19 protein-coding genes and 1 pseudogene are annotated in these 20439 nt (G+C 38.6%); 8 read left to right on the plus strand and 12 right to left on the minus strand.

The window, feature by feature from the left end:
- Positions 1-802: 802 nt before the first annotated feature.
- On the plus strand, positions 803-931 hold the full coding sequence (locus ACQFX9_RS30025; RefSeq protein ID WP_427160128.1) for a hypothetical protein: 129 nt from the start codon (positions 803-805) through the stop codon (positions 929-931).
- Positions 932-1306: 375 nt separating this feature from the next.
- On the opposite strand, the gene ACQFX9_RS30030 is transcribed toward ACQFX9_RS30025, so the two are convergent.
- The 4 genes from ACQFX9_RS30030 to xisF all read right to left on the minus strand — a co-directional run bounded on the left by ACQFX9_RS30030 (position 1307) and on the right by xisF (position 4429).
- Positions 1307-1888 (minus strand): Uma2 family endonuclease, encoded by a 582-nt coding sequence (locus tag ACQFX9_RS30030; protein ID WP_427160129.1) that lies wholly within the window; start codon positions 1886-1888, stop codon positions 1307-1309.
- A 205-nt stretch (positions 1889-2093) separates the two neighbouring features.
- Positions 2094-2429 carry a XisI protein gene (locus ACQFX9_RS30035; RefSeq protein ID WP_427160130.1) on the minus strand — a complete coding sequence of 112 codons (336 nt, stop codon included), beginning with the start codon at positions 2427-2429 and terminating at the stop codon, positions 2094-2096.
- Entirely contained in the window at positions 2417-2830 is a 414-nt protein-coding gene (locus tag ACQFX9_RS30040) for a XisH family protein (RefSeq protein ID WP_427160131.1), read from the minus strand. Before ACQFX9_RS30040 ends, ACQFX9_RS30035 begins: the two co-directional genes overlap by 13 nt.
- A 54-nt stretch (positions 2831-2884) precedes the next feature.
- Positions 2885-4429: a fdxN element excision recombinase XisF gene (gene xisF, locus ACQFX9_RS30045; RefSeq protein ID WP_427160132.1), complete on the minus strand. Its 1545-nt coding sequence runs from the start codon at positions 4427-4429 to the stop codon at positions 2885-2887.
- Between the two features lie 109 nt (positions 4430-4538).
- Between xisF and nifS the strand changes: the two genes are divergently transcribed.
- The 4 genes from nifS (at position 4539) to nifD (ending at position 9510) form a co-directional block, all read left to right on the plus strand.
- Positions 4539-5741, plus strand: coding sequence for a cysteine desulfurase NifS (gene nifS, locus ACQFX9_RS30050; protein WP_427160133.1), 1203 nt, complete (start codon positions 4539-4541; stop codon positions 5739-5741).
- 136 nt (positions 5742-5877) lie between these two features.
- Positions 5878-6780 carry a Fe-S cluster assembly protein NifU gene (gene nifU, locus ACQFX9_RS30055; protein ID WP_427160134.1) on the plus strand — a complete coding sequence of 301 codons (903 nt, stop codon included), beginning with the start codon at positions 5878-5880 and terminating at the stop codon, positions 6778-6780.
- A 262-nt stretch (positions 6781-7042) separates the two neighbouring features.
- The gene (gene nifH, locus ACQFX9_RS30060; RefSeq protein ID WP_427160135.1) at positions 7043-7927 is read left to right on the plus strand and encodes a nitrogenase iron protein; all 885 of its coding nucleotides are present in this window, start codon (positions 7043-7045) and stop codon (positions 7925-7927) included.
- Positions 7928-8067: 140 nt separating this feature from the next.
- On the plus strand, positions 8068-9510 hold the full coding sequence (gene nifD, locus ACQFX9_RS30065; protein ID WP_427160136.1) for a nitrogenase molybdenum-iron protein alpha chain: 1443 nt from the start codon (positions 8068-8070) through the stop codon (positions 9508-9510).
- Positions 9511-9709: 199 nt separating this feature from the next.
- Here nifD and ACQFX9_RS30070 read toward each other — a convergent pair whose 3' ends face one another.
- Complete coding sequence (locus ACQFX9_RS30070) at positions 9710-10456, minus strand: hypothetical protein (RefSeq protein ID WP_427160137.1); 747 nt, start codon at positions 10454-10456, stop codon at positions 9710-9712.
- A gap of 145 nt (positions 10457-10601) precedes the next feature.
- Positions 10602-10790: a hypothetical protein gene (locus ACQFX9_RS30075; protein ID WP_427160138.1), complete on the minus strand. Its 189-nt coding sequence runs from the start codon at positions 10788-10790 to the stop codon at positions 10602-10604.
- Positions 10791-10918: 128 nt separating this feature from the next.
- Here ACQFX9_RS30075 and ACQFX9_RS30080 point away from each other — a divergent pair, with 128 nt between their 5' ends.
- Entirely contained in the window at positions 10919-11230 is a 312-nt protein-coding gene (locus ACQFX9_RS30080; RefSeq protein WP_427160139.1) for a hypothetical protein, read from the plus strand.
- 110 nt (positions 11231-11340) lie between these two features.
- On the opposite strand, the gene ACQFX9_RS30085 is transcribed toward ACQFX9_RS30080, so the two are convergent.
- A complete protein-coding gene (locus ACQFX9_RS30085; protein WP_427160140.1) occupies positions 11341-11517 on the minus strand; it encodes a hypothetical protein in 177 nt (58 codons plus the stop codon).
- A 40-nt stretch (positions 11518-11557) separates the two neighbouring features.
- Positions 11558-12400 carry a hypothetical protein gene (locus ACQFX9_RS30090; protein WP_427160141.1) on the minus strand — a complete coding sequence of 281 codons (843 nt, stop codon included), beginning with the start codon at positions 12398-12400 and terminating at the stop codon, positions 11558-11560.
- 911 nt (positions 12401-13311) lie between these two features.
- Between ACQFX9_RS30090 and ACQFX9_RS30095 the strand changes: the two are divergent.
- Positions 13312-14640: pseudogene (locus ACQFX9_RS30095) on the plus strand (IS701 family transposase).
- Positions 14641-14829: 189 nt separating this feature from the next.
- Here ACQFX9_RS30095 and ACQFX9_RS30100 read toward each other — a convergent pair.
- The 3 genes from ACQFX9_RS30100 to ACQFX9_RS30110 are packed head-to-tail and all read right to left on the minus strand — an operon-like array spanning position 14830 to position 16941.
- Positions 14830-15600: a hypothetical protein gene (locus tag ACQFX9_RS30100; protein WP_427160142.1), complete on the minus strand. Its 771-nt coding sequence runs from the start codon at positions 15598-15600 to the stop codon at positions 14830-14832.
- Positions 15593-16750, minus strand: coding sequence for an AAA family ATPase (locus ACQFX9_RS30105; protein ID WP_427160143.1), 1158 nt, complete (start codon positions 16748-16750; stop codon positions 15593-15595). Before ACQFX9_RS30105 ends, ACQFX9_RS30100 begins: the two co-directional genes overlap by 8 nt.
- A gap of 38 nt (positions 16751-16788) precedes the next feature.
- The gene (locus tag ACQFX9_RS30110; RefSeq protein WP_427160144.1) at positions 16789-16941 is read right to left on the minus strand and encodes an element excision factor XisH family protein; all 153 of its coding nucleotides are present in this window, start codon (positions 16939-16941) and stop codon (positions 16789-16791) included.
- A 430-nt stretch (positions 16942-17371) separates the two neighbouring features.
- Between ACQFX9_RS30110 and ACQFX9_RS30115 the strand changes: the two genes are divergently transcribed.
- The gene (locus ACQFX9_RS30115) at positions 17372-18835 is read left to right on the plus strand and encodes a TerB family tellurite resistance protein (RefSeq protein WP_427160145.1); all 1464 of its coding nucleotides are present in this window, start codon (positions 17372-17374) and stop codon (positions 18833-18835) included.
- Between the two features lie 65 nt (positions 18836-18900).
- On the opposite strand, the gene ACQFX9_RS30120 is transcribed toward ACQFX9_RS30115, so the two are convergent.
- Positions 18901-20319 carry a site-specific integrase gene (locus ACQFX9_RS30120; protein ID WP_427160146.1) on the minus strand — a complete coding sequence of 473 codons (1419 nt, stop codon included), beginning with the start codon at positions 20317-20319 and terminating at the stop codon, positions 18901-18903.
- Between the last annotated feature and the right edge of the window lie 120 nt (positions 20320-20439).

The following is a 20439-nucleotide window of genomic DNA, read 5'->3' on the forward strand; positions in this document are numbered from 1 at the left end:
GATAAAAATACCCTCTGTATAAGAGTTTGATGAATAGCGTCGGAGCGATCGCCTCTCCTTTTTAAATAAAATTAGAAACGACTTTGACGTATTTGTTTCCCTAGTCTGCAATCATCTGGTTGACTCAGAGGACACGAAATTAGACATCTCCAGAAATGAGGTTTTACTCTAGACAGCATAAGGGTTTGAGATTCTTTTTCGGAGATGTCTAATGATGAATGAAGTGAAGTAAATTTTTGAGTCAGGATTGTTCAGGAGTGTTTCTGCCTAGTCAAGCAAAAAATGGGTGAATTGCATTTTTGAGCTTGCAGGAGTTAGAAAACCTTCAATCTTCTGATACTTTGGCTGAAACACTTGAATAATTAAATAGAAAGCTGTATAATTTAATACAAATATATAAGGTTACTAGATAACACTTAATTCTCCAACAGATTTTCAGATCCTGGAAAAATTATTGCAATACAATTTCCTTTTCTAACGTACAGTTACCACATTTATCTATCTCAAATTCCTCAGTAAGTTTGTCAGCCCTTCACTTATCGCATCTCAAATACTTTCAACATTTTGTTCTCTCAGAACTGATTCGTAAGAAAAATCGGAAGGAAACTCAACTAATTACCAGTTCTAAGTTTCATCCAAGAATTGTTGTATTAGCTTAAATTTATGAAACCCTCACAAGGTAAATATTGTAATTTATTTCACAAATTAGCTTTTAAACAATTCTTATTTCACACGAATGGCTTGCGATGAACAAAAAAGATTTCAACTTTCGCTATTCTCAAATTAGCTAACAATGATACTTATGATTTACGAATCTTGGTCACAAGTTGTAATTCGCACAGTTCTTGAATGGGAAAAACGTAAAGCCGAGCTAAAACCTACACCTGCTATTCCAGAACAAAAAACAAAGTCCGAAAACAAAACCGCCTAGCAATGATACTCAATGGCTGTGAGAAGGTTGTCATCTACACATATTTTTTAATGCAGTCATTGAGTATTAATCTATATATGAGAATTTACTCAATTGCTAGTAACTCTGATTAGCAAAAGCCTATATAGGAATCCGCTTTGATTCCTGAAATGATTTGCGTAGGGAGGGAACAGGGAACAGGAAAGAAGGAATCAAAGTGTACTGAGTTCTTTTCAAAAATCAAATAGGAATCCTATATAATATTCTTTTATTAGACAGAAATTATTTAGAGGCCTTATTTGTTGCTCTAAACGCGCTTTTTTCTTTTTGTTGCAATTTAACAGTCCGATCGCAATCTGGTTTTGAGGTCATTTTTTCATCCAGCGTTTTCAACCGCTATTCTGCTTCTCCTCCCAAGACAACCCCTTCGTATAGTAGTGCGATCGCAAATTCAAATTCGATGCTGGGTAGGGTAATCATATCTCCCTCAGTGTAGGGGTAGTAAAGCCACATTCTGCCCTCTCCCCGACAGTAGCGTTCTACGGAGATGGTTTCTGAATCTATTAGTAAATATTCTTGCAAAGAAGGGATTTTCAGGTAATTGGTGAATTTTTCGCCTCTATCTTTACCGCTTGTACCTGGGGAGAGAACTTCGGCAATTATTTTGGGGTTTTGAATAAATCTGCGCGCATTGATGTCTTGAGGGTCGCAGCTGACAATAACATCAGGATAGTAGTAAGGACTTTGAGGTGTAACTTGCACTTTCACGTCTGACACATTCACCCGACAACCTCTAGCACGTAAATGAGGGCGTAAAGCTGTGTATAAGTTAAGTGCAATGTCATTGTGGGGAATTGTACCACCCGTCATTGCAAAAACTTCGCCGTTAACGTATTCGTAGCGGATTTCTTGCTGAGGTTCCCATGTAAGATATTCCTCAATGGTCATTTTTTGCGGTGGTTGAGAGATGGCTACCATAGGACGATGTTTCCAGTTTGTTTGATTCTAGCGAATAGGTTATGCTGCTGTAGGCGTTAGCGTAGCTTACCGTAGGTATCGCTCTTTTCTCTTTTGGTGTAATTATGTTTCCTCTCACTAAAACACCCTAAATCTGATGACTGATCAACTCTCTCCTCAGAAAACAGTTGAAACTAAAACATTAGTTGTGATAAATCCTAATTTTTTATCCTACAGAAAACCTAGTCAGTTGACGCATTTTTGGTGTATGAAATCCAATAACAATATCCTCTTTAATTACACCCATTTCTAATAATTCCGCAGCAATATCAACTTCAGTAGTATTTTGCTGAATCCAGATTTTTTCATTCTTGATGTCCAGGTGCATAATAGGCCCATAAACCCGTTTTTGCTGATTCCAACCGATGCTGATAATTTGGTAATGGTCACGTTCTGTATCAAATATTAGCTCGATTTCTACATCGCCATAACTAGGCTTATACTGTGCATATTTATCTAAAATTTGTTGCACTTTTAGGCGATATTCATCTATTTTAGCCATTGCGCTATTTCCTCCATTTCAATGTTGTAAATTAGGAGTAGAATTTTGGTTTCCTGCACGACTGTTTGAGTAAAGGGCAGGCTAAAAAAATCGTTATAGGTTACTAAGGGGACTGCCAAATATAAAATTCGTTCTGGGTCTTCTGTCCGTAGGGCAATGCGATAGTTGATAAATTGTCCCAAGGCTGTATGAAATTCTGATATCTTTGAGGCACTGGCGAAACTTTTAATTTCAACTGCTATTTTCTCCCCAGCTTTTTCTGCGGCAATGAGGCGTTCTGCACCTAAATCAATTTGCACATCTACCCCACCACAACGAATACTTAACGGGTCATCTGTAATTGTCCATCCGTCTTTTTCCAGGGATACTCTCACAATGTCATGAAATAAATCTCTCGCCATACTAATTTATCACTTTTTTTTCTGGAATATGTAAAAGCGCGATCGCAACATTGACTAGTAACGATACTCAATGGCTGTAACAAAATTGCCATCTACGGAGATTTTTTTCACGCAACCATTGAGGATTACCCGTTTATCTTGGGCATTGAGTCCTTGCCAGTAGCTTTTATGAGCAAAAGCCTGGATAATTCTTTCCTTAGCAATCAGAGATTGTTTAGAGATATTATTGGTTGCTCCCAGTGCGATCGCAATTTGTTCTTTGAGGTCATTTTTGATTTGTTCAATCGCTAAACTTGGTGGTAATGTTTCCAAATTATTCAGCGATGCGCGGAGAGTTTTGACTTCTGGGGGTTCTTCTATAATGGGTTGCTCATCTGTTTCTACCAAGTTGCCTAATCGTTCAGCTTCTTGTGCTAGTAAATCCATTACTTGGATGTCTAATATTTTTGATGAAATCATATTTTTATTATGACAATTACCAGCCTTATACAAACGACACTGATAATAGTAGGTAGCTTGTCCATTCTTATCTACTCGTTTGGCATGGCGTGTCATTGAGCCACCGCAATGAGCGCATTTCAGTAAATTAGAAAATGGGTTGACTTCACTATCTTCTCTAGCATTCCATCGATTATTGCGATTACCTCGAATAATCTGTTTGATGCGTTCGTGTTCGTCATAGGTGATAATTGCCTCATCATCGTGAGTTCCCCATTTCACTTTCCATTCATCAAAATTTTTGCGTTTTCCCTTGGATTTAACGTAAGTATCAAAAGGCAGTCCCCCAGCGTAAACAGGGTTGACTAATAATGCTTTTAAACCTGGGATTGACCATCTTAAACCAGACCACGGATAACGCAGGGGATGATTAGTTGTCTTGGGAGTAAATACAATTTTATCTAAATCATCATCGCTGACAATTTGTGCAGATTTTTCTAACTGATGCCAATTTAAAGCTTTTGTTTCTATGCCAAAATCTGAGTGCAATTTACGCACCGTCGCTGCAACTGAACCACACTCAAAAAAAGTTTGAAAAATATATCTAGCTAGGTCAGATACAGCTAATTCCCTGCGTCCTTCTAGTAAACAAACACATGGTGATTCATCGCGGACATATTTATCTTTATTGATACGGTATCCCAATGGCGCAACTCGGTGGCTTTTTCCTTGAGTTACCCGATGACGACGTTCACTTTTTAATCTCTCCGTCACCATTCTGACCTCAAATTTGGCAGCAGCAAGTAACATATCAATTGTTAATTCCCCGCCGAGACTGTCAGGGTCAACTCCTTGATCCAGTGCGATTAATTTAATCCCTCTAGATCGTAATACCTCCAACAATGAATAAAACAACCGCGATGATGAACCAATCCGGTCAATCCGAGTGAATTGCAGAGATTTAACCTTACCTGTTGGAGATGTCTGCAAATCATGAATTAATTGTTGTAGCCCTTCCCTGACTTCGGTTGTTCGTGATTGAATATCCCAGTATACCTTTGCACAGCCAGCATTCTGCAAGCGTTCGATTTGCTTACGTAACGCACCTTTATCTGCTTGCTGCTCCTCAGAACTAACTCTGGCGTAACCCCAACTTTCCATAACAACCCATAGACACAACCTTTATTATATTTGATAGCTATAACTTCTATTCTCAGAAATATTCCGAACAATTACAAAAGCATCAGGGTGAAATCTTAGGGGTATAAACATGAGTGTTATTTATTTGGATAATAATGCTACCACTAAGGTAGACCCAGCAGTTGTAGAGGCTATCATGCCCTACTTGACCGAATATTACGGTAATCCTTCTAGTATGCACACCTTCGGCGGGCAACTGGCCAAGGCAGTGAGAACAGCAAGAGAACAAGTTGCAGCCCTATTAGGTGCTGATGAATCGGAAATTGTGTTTACAAGTTGTGGAACTGAAGGTGATAATGCGGCGATTCGCGCCGCCTTGTTAGCCCAACCCGAAAAACGCCACATCATCACCACCCAAGTTGAACACCCCGCAGTCCTCAATGTCTGCAAACAATTAGAAACCCAAGGCTATAGTGTTACATATCTGTCTGTAAATCGTCAGGGGCAATTGGATCTAGATGAACTAGAAGCCTCATTGACAGGTAACACCGCCCTGGTAACGATTATGTATGCCAACAACGAAACTGGAACTGTATTCCCCATTGAGCAGATTGGGATGCGGGTGAAGGATAAGGGCGCGATTTTTCATGTAGACGCAGTGCAAGCAGTAGGTAAGATACCTCTGAACATGAAGACCAGTACCATAGATATGTTAACTATGTCTGGTCACAAAATCCACGCACCCAAAGGCATTGGTGCATTATATGTGCGCCGTGGCGTGAGATTTCGTCCCTTACTGCTTGGTGGACACCAAGAAAGAGGCCGACGAGCAGGTACAGAGAACGTACCAGGAATCGTCGGCTTAGGGAAAGCAGCAGAGTTAGAAATGCTGCATTTAGAAGAAGCGACTAAGAGAGAAAAACGGCTGCGCGATCGCCTAGAACAAACCTTACTCGCTAAGATTCCTGAGTGTGAAGTTAATGGTGACATTACGCAGAGATTGCCTAACACCACTAACATCGGATTTAAATACATTGAAGGCGAAGCAATCCTGCTCTTATTAAATAAATATGGCATCTGTGCCTCCTCTGGTTCGGCTTGTACCTCTGGGTCACTCGAACCGTCCCACGTCCTCCGGGCAATGGGTTTACCATACACCACCCTCCACGGTTCGATTCGCTTCAGTCTTTGCCGCTACACTACGGAAGCTGAAATCGATCGCGTCATCGAAGTCATGCCCGAAATTGTCGAACGTCTCCGCGCTCTCTCGCCCTTCAAAAATGATGAAGCGGGTTGGCTGCAAGCACAAGAACAAACATTGGCTCATCGTTAATTAGGGACTGGGGAATGGGGAATGGGGCATAGGGAATGGGGAATAGAAATAATTACCAATGCCCAATGCCCGATGCCCAATGCCCGATGCCCATTACAGCAATCCAAAATCCAAAATCTAAAATCCAAAATAGGCCATGTGGGACTACACAGATAAAGTATTAGAACTGTTTTATGATCCCAAGAATCAGGGAGTCATCGAAGAAAACGGCGAACCTGGCGTGAAGGTTGCCACCGGTGAAGTAGGGAGTATTGCCTGCGGTGATGCGCTGAGATTGCACATCAAAGTTGAAGTCGCAACTGATAAAATTCTGGACTCTCGCTTCCAAACTTTTGGTTGCACCAGTGCGATCGCTTCTTCAAGTGCCTTAACCGAAATGATTAAGGGTTTGACCTTAGATGAAGCTCTGAAAGTAACAAATAAAGACATTGCTAATTACCTCGGTGGCTTGCCAGAAGCCAAAATGCACTGCTCTGTGATGGGGCAAGAAGCTCTAGAAGCTGCTATCTATAACTATCGTGGCATTCCTCTGGCTGCCCATGATGACGATGATGAAGGGGCGTTAGTTTGCACTTGCTTTGGTGTTAGTGAAAACAAAGTTCGTCGCGTCGTTATCGAAAATAACCTTACCAGTGCGGAACAAGTAACAAATTACATCAAAGCTGGTGGCGGATGCGGTTCCTGTCTCGCTAAGATTGATGATATCATTAAAGATGTAAAGGAAAAGAACGCCGTAACGAATCTCAACACAAATAGCGCAAATCCGGCAGAGAAAATACCTAATTTTGGGCAAAAACGACCCTTAACCAACGTCCAAAAGATTGCCCTCATCCAAAAAGTATTAGATGAAGAAGTTAGACCCGTCTTGATAGCCGATGGTGGAGATGTAGAACTCTACGATTTAGACGGTGATATTGTCAAAGTAGTGCTGCAAGGCGCGTGTGGTTCTTGTGCCAGCTCTACAGCCACATTAAAGATAGCAGTTGAATCAAGATTACGCGATCGCGTCAGCCCCACTCTAGTAGTAGAAGCAGTCTAGTAAAAGAGTCAACAGTCAACAGTCAATAGTCAATAGTGAAAAATACATAGCTTTGGACTTTGGACTATTGACTCTGGACTAAATCAAGAACTTTCACAACTACATAACGAACGATCATGAGTACAAATTCTAGCTTGTTTTCCGTAGAGCGATCGCCCCCCTTCGGCGACGTTCTACCAAACCTCACAGCCATAGCTCAACAGGCGTGAGATCCAAACACAAAGACCGACCAACTAACCAACACTAGCAGGAAAAGAGAACAATGACTGACGAAAACATTAGACAGATAGCTTTCTACGGTAAAGGCGGTATCGGTAAATCTACCACCTCCCAAAACACCCTCGCAGCTATGGCAGAAATGGGTCAACGCATCATGATCGTAGGATGCGACCCTAAAGCTGACTCCACCCGTTTGATGCTCCACTCCAAAGCTCAAACCACAGTATTACACTTGGCTGCTGAACGCGGTGCAGTAGAAGACCTCGAACTCGAAGAAGTAATGCTGACCGGTTTCCGTGGTGTTAAGTGCGTAGAATCTGGTGGTCCAGAACCCGGTGTAGGTTGCGCTGGTCGTGGTATCATCACCGCTATTAACTTCCTAGAAGAAAACGGTGCTTACACAGACCTAGACTTCGTATCTTACGACGTATTGGGTGACGTTGTGTGTGGTGGTTTCGCTATGCCTATCCGTGAAGGTAAAGCACAAGAAATCTACATCGTTACCTCCGGTGAAATGATGGCGATGTACGCTGCAAACAACATCGCTCGCGGTATTTTGAAATATGCTCACTCCGGCGGTGTACGCTTAGGTGGTTTGATCTGTAACAGCCGTAAAGTTGACCGTGAAGACGAGTTAATCATGAACTTGGCTGAACGTTTGAACACCCAAATGATTCACTTCGTACCCCGCGACAACATCGTTCAACACGCTGAATTGCGTCGTATGACCGTTAACGAATACGCACCAGACAGCAACCAAGGTCAAGAGTACCGCGCATTAGCTAAGAAGATCATCAACAACGACAAACTCACCATTCCTACTCCAATGGAAATGGATGAATTAGAAGCTCTGTTGATCGAATACGGTCTATTAGACGACGACACCAAGCACGCTGAAATCATCGGTAAGCCCGCTACAGCTAAATAGGTCATGCCGTAATTAGGAGACACGGAGAAAGGAAGATGCGGAAGTAATTCCCCTTCCCACTCTCCCTTCCCCACTTCTCCCCCTCCCTTCTCCCTATATCCGTTCTATTTCTCCATTCGTAAGAGTCATTGAGGCAGACTATGACACCTCCAGAAAACCAGAATCTTTTAGATGAAAATAAAGAACTTATTAAAGAAGTTCTCCAAGCTTATCCCGAAAAATCTCGCAAAAAACGCGAAAAACACCTCAACGTTCACGAAGAAGGCAAATCTGACTGCGGCGTTAAGTCTAACATCAAATCCGTTCCTGGTGTAATGACCGCTCGTGGTTGTGCTTATGCAGGTTCTAAAGGTGTGGTTTGGGGTCCTATTAAGGACATGATCCACATCAGCCACGGGCCTGTAGGTTGCGGTTACTGGTCTTGGTCTGGTCGTCGTAACTACTACGTAGGTGTAACAGGTATCAACTCCTTTGGTACTATGCACTTCACCTCCGACTTCCAAGAACGCGACATCGTATTCGGTGGTGACAAAAAACTCACTAAACTCATCGAAGAACTCGACGTTCTGTTCCCCCTCAACCGTGGTGTTTCCATTCAATCTGAATGTCCCATCGGTCTAATTGGGGATGACATCGAAGCTGTTGCTAAGAAAACTTCTAAGCAAATTGGTAAGCCAGTTGTACCCCTACGTTGCGAAGGTTTCCGTGGTGTGTCTCAGTCTTTAGGACACCACATTGCTAACGACGCTATCCGTGACTGGATCTTCCCACAATTTGACAAGGCTAAGAAAGAAAACAAAATTGACTTCGAGCCAAGCCCCTATGACGTAGCATTAATCGGTGACTACAACATCGGTGGTGATGCTTGGGCTAGCCGGATGCTGTTGGAAGAAATGGGCTTACGTGTAGTAGCTCAGTGGTCTGGTGATGGTACACTCAACGAGTTAATCCAAGGGCCTGCTGCTAAGTTAGTTCTGATCCACTGCTACCGTTCTATGAACTACATCTGCCGTAGCTTGGAAGAAGCTTACGGTATGCCTTGGATGGAGTTCAACTTCTTCGGCCCCACCAAGATTGCTGCTTCTTTACGTGAAATCGCAGCTAAATTTGATTCCAAGATTCAAGAAAACGCTGAGAAGGTAATTGCTAAGTACACACCAGTAATGAATGCTGTACTTGAGAAGTACCGTCCTCGTTTGGAAGGTAACACCGTAATGTTGTACGTAGGTGGTCTACGTCCTCGTCACGTTGTTCCCGCGTTTGAAGACTTGGGTATCAAAGTTGTTGGTACAGGTTACGAGTTCGCCCACAACGACGACTACAAACGTACCACCCACTACATCGATAACGCCACCATCATTTACGATGACGTTACCGCATACGAATTTGAAGAGTTCGTTAAAGCTAAGAAGCCTGATTTAATCGCTTCTGGTATTAAAGAGAAGTACGTCTTCCAAAAGATGGGTCTTCCCTTCCGTCAAATGCACTCTTGGGATTACTCCGAACCTAGCGATGGGGTGCAGATGTCAGATGAGGTAAGGTTTTTTGGTAGTGGGAGAAAAAAGAGTCTATTTTTAGCCTAAATTCAGGTTGTAGGGTTATCTGAGAACAATATATTTTTGCTGCTTAAGACAATATAACTCTTATCGGGTCTGGTTTTTGGGTTTTGGTTAGATTTCGGCTATATGAAAATTGTAAAATGAAAAACTATTTTTGTTGATATTATTTTAGATTAATTTGTGGTGGTTAGGCGATCGCTTATATATTACTGGTTAGTTGCTATCAATGTGCATTGGTTACTTCATTCAATACAAATAAGCCAGTCTCGGATTTATTGTTTAAAGCAATTACACCTTCTTGAATATGAGAAAGTAATATAGATATTGTTGTCATGAGTGTACTATTTAAGGAGGCCTGCCAATAGTTGCTACACTGCGGATCATTAATATGTCTATTAATAATCAAACTAGCATTTCCATAAATTTCACTTAACCTTATATATACGTTTTTTTCCGTTTTTACAAGTGCTTGTATACTTTGCTTATATGCGCTATCAGACCAAAGAATTTTCATGTCTTGAATCGGATTTCCAAACACATTTATATGTACTACATCTGACTGAGAAGCTTGAAGCATAAAGTATATTTTATGAACAGCAAGGTAATTATCATACATTTCAAGTGCTAAACTATCTTTTGCCGACTGAACTTTCTCTCTTTCGTTAACTAGTTGTAAAATAAATGTGCCAATAGTTGTTATTGGTATAATTTTTAGTATTATTTCTATTACCTGATTCTCTAATAAGTAATTATTGTTTTTGTAAATATTTTCAATATTTTGCAAGATACTTAAAATTAAAAAAGGTAAGACGAAGAAGAATATTGACGGTATAACAATACCTGATTTATCCTTTTGCTTCCACCATATTTTCATTCTTGCATAAAGATTATATTTACTATTTACATACATCATGGGCAAGAGAAGCCAACATATAAGAAGAGTGAAATATATAGCCCAATTGTTTACCATATTTAATTGCTCATTAATAACTAATATTTTAGCTAATTATTATATGTAAAAATATTACTAAATTTACAGCAGTTCTGTAGGGTGCGTCAGCCTGGGTAAACTATATTCATCATGAAAATTAGTTAATGCTGACGCACCCTACTTGCTATTGGTTGCTACTTTCGTCTAAAGCTTTCCGTATTGCATCTCTGCAAAACTGTGCGGGGTCATCTTGTGCTTGTACCGCTTGCTTCATTGATTCGGTGACGCGAAAACTGAGATTAGCCGTCATGGGTTCTTCTCCTTTCCGTATTCCTGGTTCTAAATTTTCAGGTGTTCCTTTGGGGTTAGGCATTTATATATAAATATAAATATCGGTTGAATTGATTGTATGCAATCGATTAGACTGTTAAATCGGTGGTCTATGTGTCTGGAAAACTGTAAACCACCGATACCACTTTTAAAAAAGGGCAATACTATTTTATGGTGTTTTCACGTCAAGAGTTGGAATTGTTAACGATTCCAGAATTAAGCCTGTTGGTTAAACGGTATGGATTACGACCTACGGGAACAGGTGGACAAAAGACAAGTTACCTCACTACCCTGATGGCGTTTCCAGCTTTAGCCCTGCAACAGTTAGAGGAAAGAAGAGGGTTAATCCGTCCTACCTTTGACCAATTACAGATAATGACTGAGATTCTAGATCAAATGGGAACACTGACACCGGAACAGTCAGCATTGTTGAGGGTGACTTTTGAGGGTAGACGCTTGGACTACCCGAAAAGATATGACTAAGAGAAATTACTAAACTTGTACAAAGTTAGGAATCATTTATCTGAAGTGATTGAACTATTGGGGATGATGTAATATCTCTGAAAATGTCTTTTGTTGTCTATGTTTCTTGGTTATCCAAAGATTGATAGCACAAAAGACACACCATCGGCGATCGCTACGATAAGATACGCTAACGGATAAAGTACACAATGTAGGCGATCGCAATTTACCCATTGATGAGGTTTGCAGCAGTAAGACTGAGCTGACTTGGCTGATATTTTCATCTGTAACGGAGGAAACATAGACAAAGTGTTTTTTCCTCCTGAACCTTTTTGATGAAATAATTACCTATTTTACTTTTGCTTTAGCATTATGTGTGCGTCCGTGTCCTCTTAAAGCATCGAGTTTATTTTTGATAGGCTCAAATCTGTATATAGGCAATAACCAACGTCCAACTAAACTCATACCCAAATACATTGGTGAACGAGTTGAGAGATAAGCTCGGCGTTCGAGTGAACAAGGTTTTGAGCTATAAGTTTGCGTACCCAATGGAGCATATTCTGGATCATGCCAATAATTAGTTTTGCGAATCGGATCAAGTTTATGATTGCGTACTCCCGCTACTTGATGCAAATGTCGGGGAAATATGCTAAGACATGGATTTAAGACTTTAAAGCCTGCCTCAATTGCTCGTTGAGCTATGAATAAATCGCAGCCTTGAATACCGAGTTGATAATTATTTTTAAAGGGAGCTAGTGGAGTTCTAAAAATCCAACAGTCATGCGCGCCAGCCGTAGCAATGTGGAAAAGTTTCCAACCACCATCTTTGGTTGGTTCATATCGAGACAGAGTCCAAAATTCTTCTTTAGTAATATCTTCAGCACGTTCTAAAGCACTGTTTTCATCAAAATAAATATCACCATTAACAATAATGCCTACTTTATCATTTCCCCAATTATTTGCCACCTCGATCAACTCAGCATAAGTAGAACGATGATGCACAGGAATGATTTCTAGTTTATCGTGGTAAAATCCATCCAAGTAACCATAATCTGAATCTTCTTTTAGTTCTAAAAAAACCTTCACCGCCTCAATGTAAGGATGTGCAAGGTTTCTCTCCAGACAAGTTAAAAATTCTTGAGCGCGCTCAGGCTTACATTGCGTGTAGAGTGTAGTTAGTAAAATTGCCATGTAGTTCTCACTAAAATTAATGATAGTCAGGTGATATTGGTTGCTTAGGGATGCAAAAGATAAATCTATTAAATCTTCACTTTTATGTTCCTGCAACCTAAAATACTAACTGTAGCAAATTCTTATCACAAAGCTTTGGGAAATCGCCGGATGTAATGTTGCAAATTATACAAGACTTTGTTTTATACGTAAGTCTAATCTGAAATCGCACATCTCGACTAAAGCCTGGGTTGCATCTTTATCAACTTGATTATCCTCTCCCGGTTGTAAAAGCAGTTCTCGGAATGTTAGTTTAGGTAGTTCAACATGGTTAATATTTGCCAATATCTAAATCAAAATTGCTATCCTAAACTATGAAGTGATTCCAATGGTCTATAGTGACTTTACTTTAACTAAGTTTAAAAAAGATTTTAATATTAATATTGATGAAGAAGCGCAGTTACAACAGGCGATATTTGGAAGTTTTTAAAGCTGGAATGTGCTGATTTTTTATTTGATATGAACAATTCTTATATTAAAGAAATAAATAAAATTGGCTCTTCTAGACTAGCTATGTTAAGTTAATATTTATTAACAGCTTAAGTAGAACGGTGTAAATATTTCAAGGTTTGTAGTGAGGACTTTAGTCCTATGATAAGGACTGAAGTCCTTACTACGAACTAGATTCCAAACTTTTTACATTACTTCACATAGTTTGGTTTTTTCAAGTCGTTCTACTTAAATGATTACATAGCAAAGAATTCAAACAAATAAATAGTATTTTTATTAAATCTCCTATTTTGTATTGCTAGAATCTTGCTAAATCAATATCCTTAGCCTGTTTTTATTATTAATTTATCCCTCTTATGTCACTTTCCGAGTAATCTAAATAAAAGGATTAAAAGAAAAAACTCTGGAAGGTAAGCAGGGCAATGGATGTAGAATTACAAATCCTGAAACATTTGGCAAGAGATGCACAGCCCACAGTTGCGCTCGTAGATGAATATTGTGCAGAGTACAAAGGCCTGTTCAAAGAAGTAAGAAATTATGAATGTTTTAAATATTTACACTTAGGGATAATTTCTCCTATTAAAAGAAAATCATTACCAGAGATAGCGAAAGTAGTAAGTATAAACTCAGCCCAATCATTACATCATTTTATAGCCAATTCAGACTGGTCAGTAAATGAGTTGAAGAGGCGAAGATTAGAGAAAATAAAAAGAGAATTAAATGGTCAAGCAATTACGGTAGTAATAGATGAAACAGGAGACAGAAAAAAAGGTAAAAAGACAGATTATGTAGCTAGACAATATTTAGGAAGCGTGGGGAAAGTAGATAATGGGATAGTTTCAGTCAACGCCTATGGAGTTTACGCTAACATAACTTTTCCCTTAATATTTAAAGTATTTAAACCAAAAGGAACATTAAAGGAGTCAGATAAATATAAAACTAAAATAGAGTTAGCATCAGAAATAATTACAGAATTAATGGAATCAGGCTTCAATATTGAATTAGTATTGGCTGATAGTTTGTATGGTGAAAGTAGCCAATTTATTAGAAAAATAGCTGAATATAACTTAGGCTATGTAGTATCAATCAGAAGTAATCATGGAGTCTGGTTGCCTTCAGGGCAAAGCGTTAGAGCGAATAAGTGGTGTAAATTTAAAAGAACATTTAGCAATCAAAAATCAGAGACTAGATACATTAGAGAAATAATCTATGGTAAAAAAAGAGCTATAACTTACTGGGAAATAACTACTGACCCAGAAACCATGCCAGAAAATTCTACCTCCTTCGTGATGACTAACCTTCAAGGGAATTTGAAGAAGACTTTAGGCGATTTATATGGATTAAGAACCTGGGTTGAATATGGGTTTCGACAGTGTAAGTAGGAACTAGGCTGGACAGATTACCGTTTCACTAATTTTCAACATATTGAGAGATGGTGGGAGATTATTTTTAGTGTTTATACGATGATTAGTTTAAATTCTCCAGCCTTCTTATGTTTAAATCAACCTTGTCAATTTGAAACTGAGACACCAGAAAATAAGGATGTTGATTTTTCTAATCATCCACAATGGAACCACGAATCTGGATGGAAGAATACTTTAAATAATCTACGTCTCATTATCCAACCACTTTTACTATTTTGGTTAATTTATCCCTGGTTAAGCATTTTCCCTAATTCACATTTATTATTGGGATTCAATCATTTAATTGCTGCAATGAATCAATTTAAACCCTCTTATGCTTCTGGATGATTTAGCTTCTGAACTACTTGCTTATCTCGGAAAGTGACAGAAGAGGGATATCATAACTACTCTGGGAGAACCATAAAATTTTAGGTATTTTATCTCAAGGAATTCATGATTAGAAACAAGCGATCGCCTGTCCATATACCTGTAAATTTATCTTTGTTCTGTTGCGTGATCGCTTGTCTTCCAACCTCATCATCCTATAATTAAAGTCAAGTATTGCTCAACTTCACAAATATAGTTTTGCAATCCAGTATGCACACCTCTTTCACGTAAAATTTCTAAACTGGTATCTTCCCAGCACAGACATTCACGTTCCATCTTATTACCTGTTAGTTGTTCAACTACTACTTTCGGATTCCTAATTCGCTCAGGTTCTTCCTGTGAAGTAGAGCGTAGTCTGTGTGAATCTATGCAAGGATCAAAACTCAGTTTAGTTCTGATTGCTTCTAAAAGTTGTTCTTCTTGCTGATTAGAAGGAATAAATCCATTTAAAACCCATGCTTCACGTTTTGGGTTAGCTGTACCAATTATAACTTCCAGTTTTGGTTGTAGTTCAATATGTTGAGAACGTGCTTGTTCAAGTCCTTCTCTACGTTCTGGTTGGTTATCTAAATCACGTATCAATAAAATAGCTTTAATTTGTCGTGTTCTTTGCAAAAACCTAATTAAATTAAGAACCTTAATAGATGCTGCTCCATCAGCTTTGAACGGCAAACTATTACTATCATGACCCAGAAATCTTGAAGGTTTATATTTTAGTTTCTCTTTGGCATCATCAATAATTTTAAGAATGTCTCTCCAGCAGGAATATTCTGTTTCTTCCTCTAATCCTCTCCATTGAAATATATGTTGTATTAGCTCAGGTTCTAACCAATTAACTTTTTCTAATAAAACACGCTCGGCTAATTTAGTAGCAGTTCTAAAATCTGCGCCACTTTCAACTATGACAATGAACTCAATCACTCACTTCTCCTTCCACAACCCATTCTTCACCCTCAGCATCCCAAAATTCACCAGTTGTTAAGGTTTGCTTTGCCCATTCCACATCAGGATGTTCATCTAAGCGTTTAGCAACTGTAAAACCTGAGTTACTGTTATTTAATATATGTACTTGAGAAGGAACAAGCTCATCAACAATATATGGTGAATGAGTAGAAAAAATAATTTGTAGATTTGGATTATCTGCAATAATTTCCTTAAACACAGTCATTAATTCGCGTTGAGCTTTGGGGTGAAGTCCCTGTTCCACATCATCTAGTAAAACTAAATTAGGTTGACTAGGGTTCATCAACACAGTTAGTAATCCCAAAGTTAAGATTGTTCCTTCACTAATTGCATGGGCTGGAATACGCTCTCCTGTATTCATGTCTAATATCACTTCCTGCCCTGTCATTTCTTGGGTTTCTTCATAGAAAATTCGCTTACCATCAGCTTGAATGAAACGTTGTCTAGATACTGGAACTTTTGCTCGCCTTATGCCAATTCTGCGAACATTTGGCACAATTCTACTAAGTTTTTCTTCTATTAATTCAAATTTTTCTGGAGCTTCATCTCGCAAAAAATCTAAAGTAGGTGCTAATAGGAAAGAACCATCAGTTTCTACTTTAGGAGTAATTTCATCACTGTAAGCTGCTTTGCCAAGATTACCTGCTACTAATTTCAGATAAACAGCATAGTTTAAATAATCATGGATTAATCTTGGTGATTTTATTAAAGAGTTATCCCATCCTGAAAAATGTTCCCATCCTTCCCCTGTAATTTCTTTTTCATCAATCTTCCATGCTAATGACGGCAACCATCCCCCATAGTTTTCCTTGCTAAACGTATAAAGAACACCCCATGAATATTGTGATTCTTCCTGTGTCCAAAAACCACTAGCTAGTACAGACATATTTTCTTCACCAATTGTGGTGATAAAACTTGGAGATTGGTCTTTTTTGAATATTTGAGAAAACTCTGAATTGGCAAGTTTACATAGGTTATATAATGCTTGCAGAACAGAGGTCTTACCAGCACTATTTTTACCTACAAGTGCATGTAATCTGGAGTTATCGAAATTAAGTTGTGTATTCTTGTGGCTTTTGTAATTGTTTAATCTTACATTTTTCAGCATTTATTTGTTGATAATTAATTCAAAACTTATTTTCGTCATTAAATAGTCCATTCTAGTTGAAGTACCCTATATGCCGACACCTTATCTTTGCCAGGCTCAACTACTAGCGGATCATGTGTGATAACCCACCTATCTTTTTGCAGTCCTCGTTTGACAGCTTGATAAACAATGTCTTTCGCAGACACGGACACTACCAGAACCCGATACTAATATAATATCTAATCTATGGAAATATATATAAAGCGATCGCCTCTCCATCCATCTGCAACTTTATCCTTATCATGTATAACTACGGTAAGCTACTCTAACGCTCTTTTCCCAAAAATTATCATGTAGGGTGCGTCAGCGTTAATTGATGTTAATTACGAAATACTTTAACCAAGCTGAGGCGCAATACTTACCAATTGCTTAGTATTATCATGTAAAAAAAAGAATTGTAGAGTTACCGAAATTCTCTGAAGCAGATCAATACTGAAATTTTTATAGTAAATAATATCACCTTACTCCATTGCAAGATATATATATGAATCGTAAAAATGGAGAGAAAGTAGCAGTAGTAAACTAACAACAATTAATATTGTCTACAAAATTCCAAACAAGTATTATCTGGAATAATTTATTATGCCCATAATTTTTTCCTTTGTTATTCAGGCTATTTTACCTTTCCTTTCTACCATTTTTGCTCTTTTAGTTCCTGTATTGGCTACTGTCATTAATTTCACCTTAACTCGTATACCTAAAATTCCTTCCTATATTCGCCTGATAAAAATTTTGTATTCTGATATCGATTCATCCGCCAAAGAGCGCAAAATTATTAATGCTGGACTTTTGGCAATTGGTAGTATTTTGACTTTTATGGCTTATTCCCTTATACCTTGGACTGGCGTTCCCTTAATTGGTGCTGTTACTAGTCCTATTGCGGCTGCTATCGCTATAGTAGTTGCTCTTGCCATTTTAGACACGATTTTTGCTATCAATAAGGGTTATTATTTGGAAAGACTAAAAAAAGAGAACTTTGCTGGACTAGATGAGATAGAAGCTGATATTCAGAATTTGAAAAAAATCCTTGGTAATTCCTGGCATAAAGTTGTAACTACTATTAATGATTCTACCCAGAAAATCTATGAAGACGGTAGTAAAAAAGGCATAGACTTTGCTGATAAATCTTTTCAGAACCACCTTGATCATGAATTAGATGGATTGAATTTATATATTGGTAGAAGCTCCATTCAAGAATATCAAGAGTTAAATACAGATTTATTAAAGAAGAATAATAGTGAGAGTTGGTTAAAAGATACACTTTCTTTTGGCACAGGTGCATCTTTAGGAACATTAGCTGGTGTTGGAACTTCAGCCGTTGCTTCATCACTATTTGTACCGGCAAGTATTTGGACTGCTGTTCAAGGCTTTTTTGGAGTATCAACGGGTATAGTTGTTAGTGCATCAGCCTACTCATTACTAACACTTGCTGCTCCTGTTGGATTAGGAGTAGTAGCAACCTTGGGAATTTACAATGGTTTGACGAACTGGAGCAATAAAGAAGAAGTTGCTAAGATGAGTAAGTTTTTATCAGAGATTATTATTGCTACATTACCGATGGCTTGGATAGACGGTGAATTAGCCGACCAAGAGAAAGATGTGGTAGATAGGCTAATAACTACCTCTGGTATCAGAAAGGAAGAGCAATCTCTTGTTTGGAAAGCTGTAAAAGAGCGCAAAACGTTTGACCAAATTATAGAAACAAGCATTCTTTTCGATAATGAACATAGAGAAAAAACTTGTAGACAAAGCGATAAAGAGCGGCTGAAGCATCGCCTAATGTTGTGTGCAGCTTGGGAAATTGCCATTGCTGATGGAGAAATCCAAGAGTCAGAATTGCAACTTCACGACCGTATGGCAAATAAACTAGGTATTTCTTATGACGAGGTTAAGGAAATTCGTTGGGTATTTAACCTTAAGCACAAGGGCGAACTTTGGGAAGTGATAGAAGTATTAGAACCAAACGGTTCAAAAACCAAGTTATTAAGAGATGTTCGGGAACAATATCGTCGGCGACCAGCTGCTGATAATGCTGATAATCTATAGTTAGAAAAGTATGGTGTGTTGCCACACAACGCAATGCACCATCTCCATCAATTTTCTTAATAAATTTAACTATATTTATAAACAAACTCCATTTTTAACTTCTCAACCTCCAGCTTCAATCTCTCATTCTCCATCCTCAACTTTGCATTCTCCTCTCTAATCACCTCAATTTCATTCCTCTTAGTCAAAGCCTGATTAATCGCTAACTTCCGCATATCTAGCGAGAACCAACGCTGATAAGTTTGGGTGTGAACTTGCACACTATGCCCTAAATTATCCGCCGCCGCTTTGATTGGTATTCCTAAAATATGCGCGCGAATTGCCCAGGCGTGACGTAAATCATAAGGCTTAAAATCTAAGCCAATTTTACGAAACCACCAACTAACTCGCTGTGTTAAAGCTGTTATCTCTGCATGATTACTTTTATCCTTTTTACTAATTACTGTTGCCAGCATTTCTAAATATTTTGGATTTCTTAAATCAAATTCATCAATCCATTCTAAATGTAAAGGTAGAGCTTGCCTTTCACCTGTTTTACACTCTTTATCTACCTTCCAAGTCAAGTCTACATTCTCTGAACTTAACCACCAATCGATATTAGGATTAATAAAAATTTCTCTAGGACGTAACCCAAATACAGCTAACATTCCATACGTCCAACGCCAGAGTTGCCAGCTATCTTTTACATCTTGATTAACTTGATTACCTCTGGTGTTTAAATACTCTTCAAACTTGGTAATTCCTAATAATATTTCTGCATCTGTGGGGAGGTTGCGGGAATTGCGATCGGGCATTTTGGAATATTGAGATAAATCAATCTCAATGTTGAATGTCTGACAAAATGCCGATATGGCTCTAGCTGCATTATATTTAGCCCATTCTTTATCGATTTTTTCTATTGAATTAATCAAATTTTCCGCAGTGGCTAAATCTTGAGGATTAGTGTATCTCTGAGTACGAGAAAAATAATAGAAAAAGGTATGTTCGCTTTTTGTGGTGCGTTTATGGGTTTTAAAATACTCTTCTGCAAATTTTTCTAATAAATCACCTATGGTTTTTACATCTTTTTTAGTGGCTTCCTTGCCTAAATATTTATCATTCCATTCAAAGGTTTTGCGCGCGATTAATTTGCCTAATTCATAGGCTTCCTCCTCAGCCGTTTTGAGTCCATCTAAATTGGCAGGAATATTTAAACTGAGATTGTATTGCTTTCTCCCAGTTCCCTTTGTGTCCTGATCTCCAGGTTTAATTGGTAATGTTGCTCTTAATTGCAGACTTCCATTGGATTCCCGAATTGAGACTTTGGTCTTTGCAGACTTCAAACGCAGATTTACTTTTTCTAGTTCTTGTAAGACTTTTGCTCTCATGTGTTCTCTTTGCTGCTGTGCTTGCAGACTTGAGCCGAGAAAGCTGCCGTCGGTAGATGAAAGTGGCTCTAAGTCTGCAAAGGCCTGTTGATATTTGTCTTGACCCTGATTTTCCATCGCTGTGCTATTAGCCTATATTTAGCCTAAAAATTAATTTGTTTTGGGTGAACAATGTTCATGAATAACACTGCTTACTGCAAACAATAAGCCGTTAAAAGACATTAAACCACAAAAAGG

The sequence above is a fragment of the Aliinostoc sp. HNIBRCY26 genome (assembly GCF_050235535.1).
Lineage (GTDB): Bacteria > Cyanobacteriota > Cyanobacteriia > Cyanobacteriales > Nostocaceae > Trichormus.

Coding starts and splice junctions, on each gene's coding strand:
- ACQFX9_RS30070 (WP_427160137.1), bottom strand. CDS start 10,456: ATGGTAAACAATTGGGCTATATATTTCACTCTTCTTATATGTTGGCTT.
- ACQFX9_RS30080 (WP_427160139.1), top strand. CDS start 10,919: ATGGTGTTTTCACGTCAAGAGTTGGAATTGTTAACGATTCCAGAATTA.
- ACQFX9_RS30035 (WP_427160130.1), bottom strand. CDS start 2,429: ATGGCTAAAATAGATGAATATCGCCTAAAAGTGCAACAAATTTTAGAT.
- ACQFX9_RS30120 (WP_427160146.1), bottom strand. CDS start 20,319: ATGGAAAATCAGGGTCAAGACAAATATCAACAGGCCTTTGCAGACTTA.
- nifU (WP_427160134.1), top strand. CDS start 5,878: ATGTGGGACTACACAGATAAAGTATTAGAACTGTTTTATGATCCCAAG.
- nifH (WP_427160135.1), top strand. CDS start 7,043: ATGACTGACGAAAACATTAGACAGATAGCTTTCTACGGTAAAGGCGGT.
- ACQFX9_RS30105 (WP_427160143.1), bottom strand. CDS start 16,750: ATGCTGAAAAATGTAAGATTAAACAATTACAAAAGCCACAAGAATACA.
- ACQFX9_RS30075 (WP_427160138.1), bottom strand. CDS start 10,790: ATGCCTAACCCCAAAGGAACACCTGAAAATTTAGAACCAGGAATACGG.
- ACQFX9_RS30115 (WP_427160145.1), top strand. CDS start 17,372: ATGCCCATAATTTTTTCCTTTGTTATTCAGGCTATTTTACCTTTCCTT.
- nifD (WP_427160136.1), top strand. CDS start 8,068: ATGACACCTCCAGAAAACCAGAATCTTTTAGATGAAAATAAAGAACTT.
- ACQFX9_RS30030 (WP_427160129.1), bottom strand. CDS start 1,888: ATGGTAGCCATCTCTCAACCACCGCAAAAAATGACCATTGAGGAATAT.
- ACQFX9_RS30090 (WP_427160141.1), bottom strand. CDS start 12,400: ATGGCAATTTTACTAACTACACTCTACACGCAATGTAAGCCTGAGCGC.
- nifS (WP_427160133.1), top strand. CDS start 4,539: ATGAGTGTTATTTATTTGGATAATAATGCTACCACTAAGGTAGACCCA.
- xisF (WP_427160132.1), bottom strand. CDS start 4,429: ATGGAAAGTTGGGGTTACGCCAGAGTTAGTTCTGAGGAGCAGCAAGCA.
- ACQFX9_RS30025 (WP_427160128.1), top strand. CDS start 803: ATGATTTACGAATCTTGGTCACAAGTTGTAATTCGCACAGTTCTTGAA.
- ACQFX9_RS30040 (WP_427160131.1), bottom strand. CDS start 2,830: ATGGCGAGAGATTTATTTCATGACATTGTGAGAGTATCCCTGGAAAAA.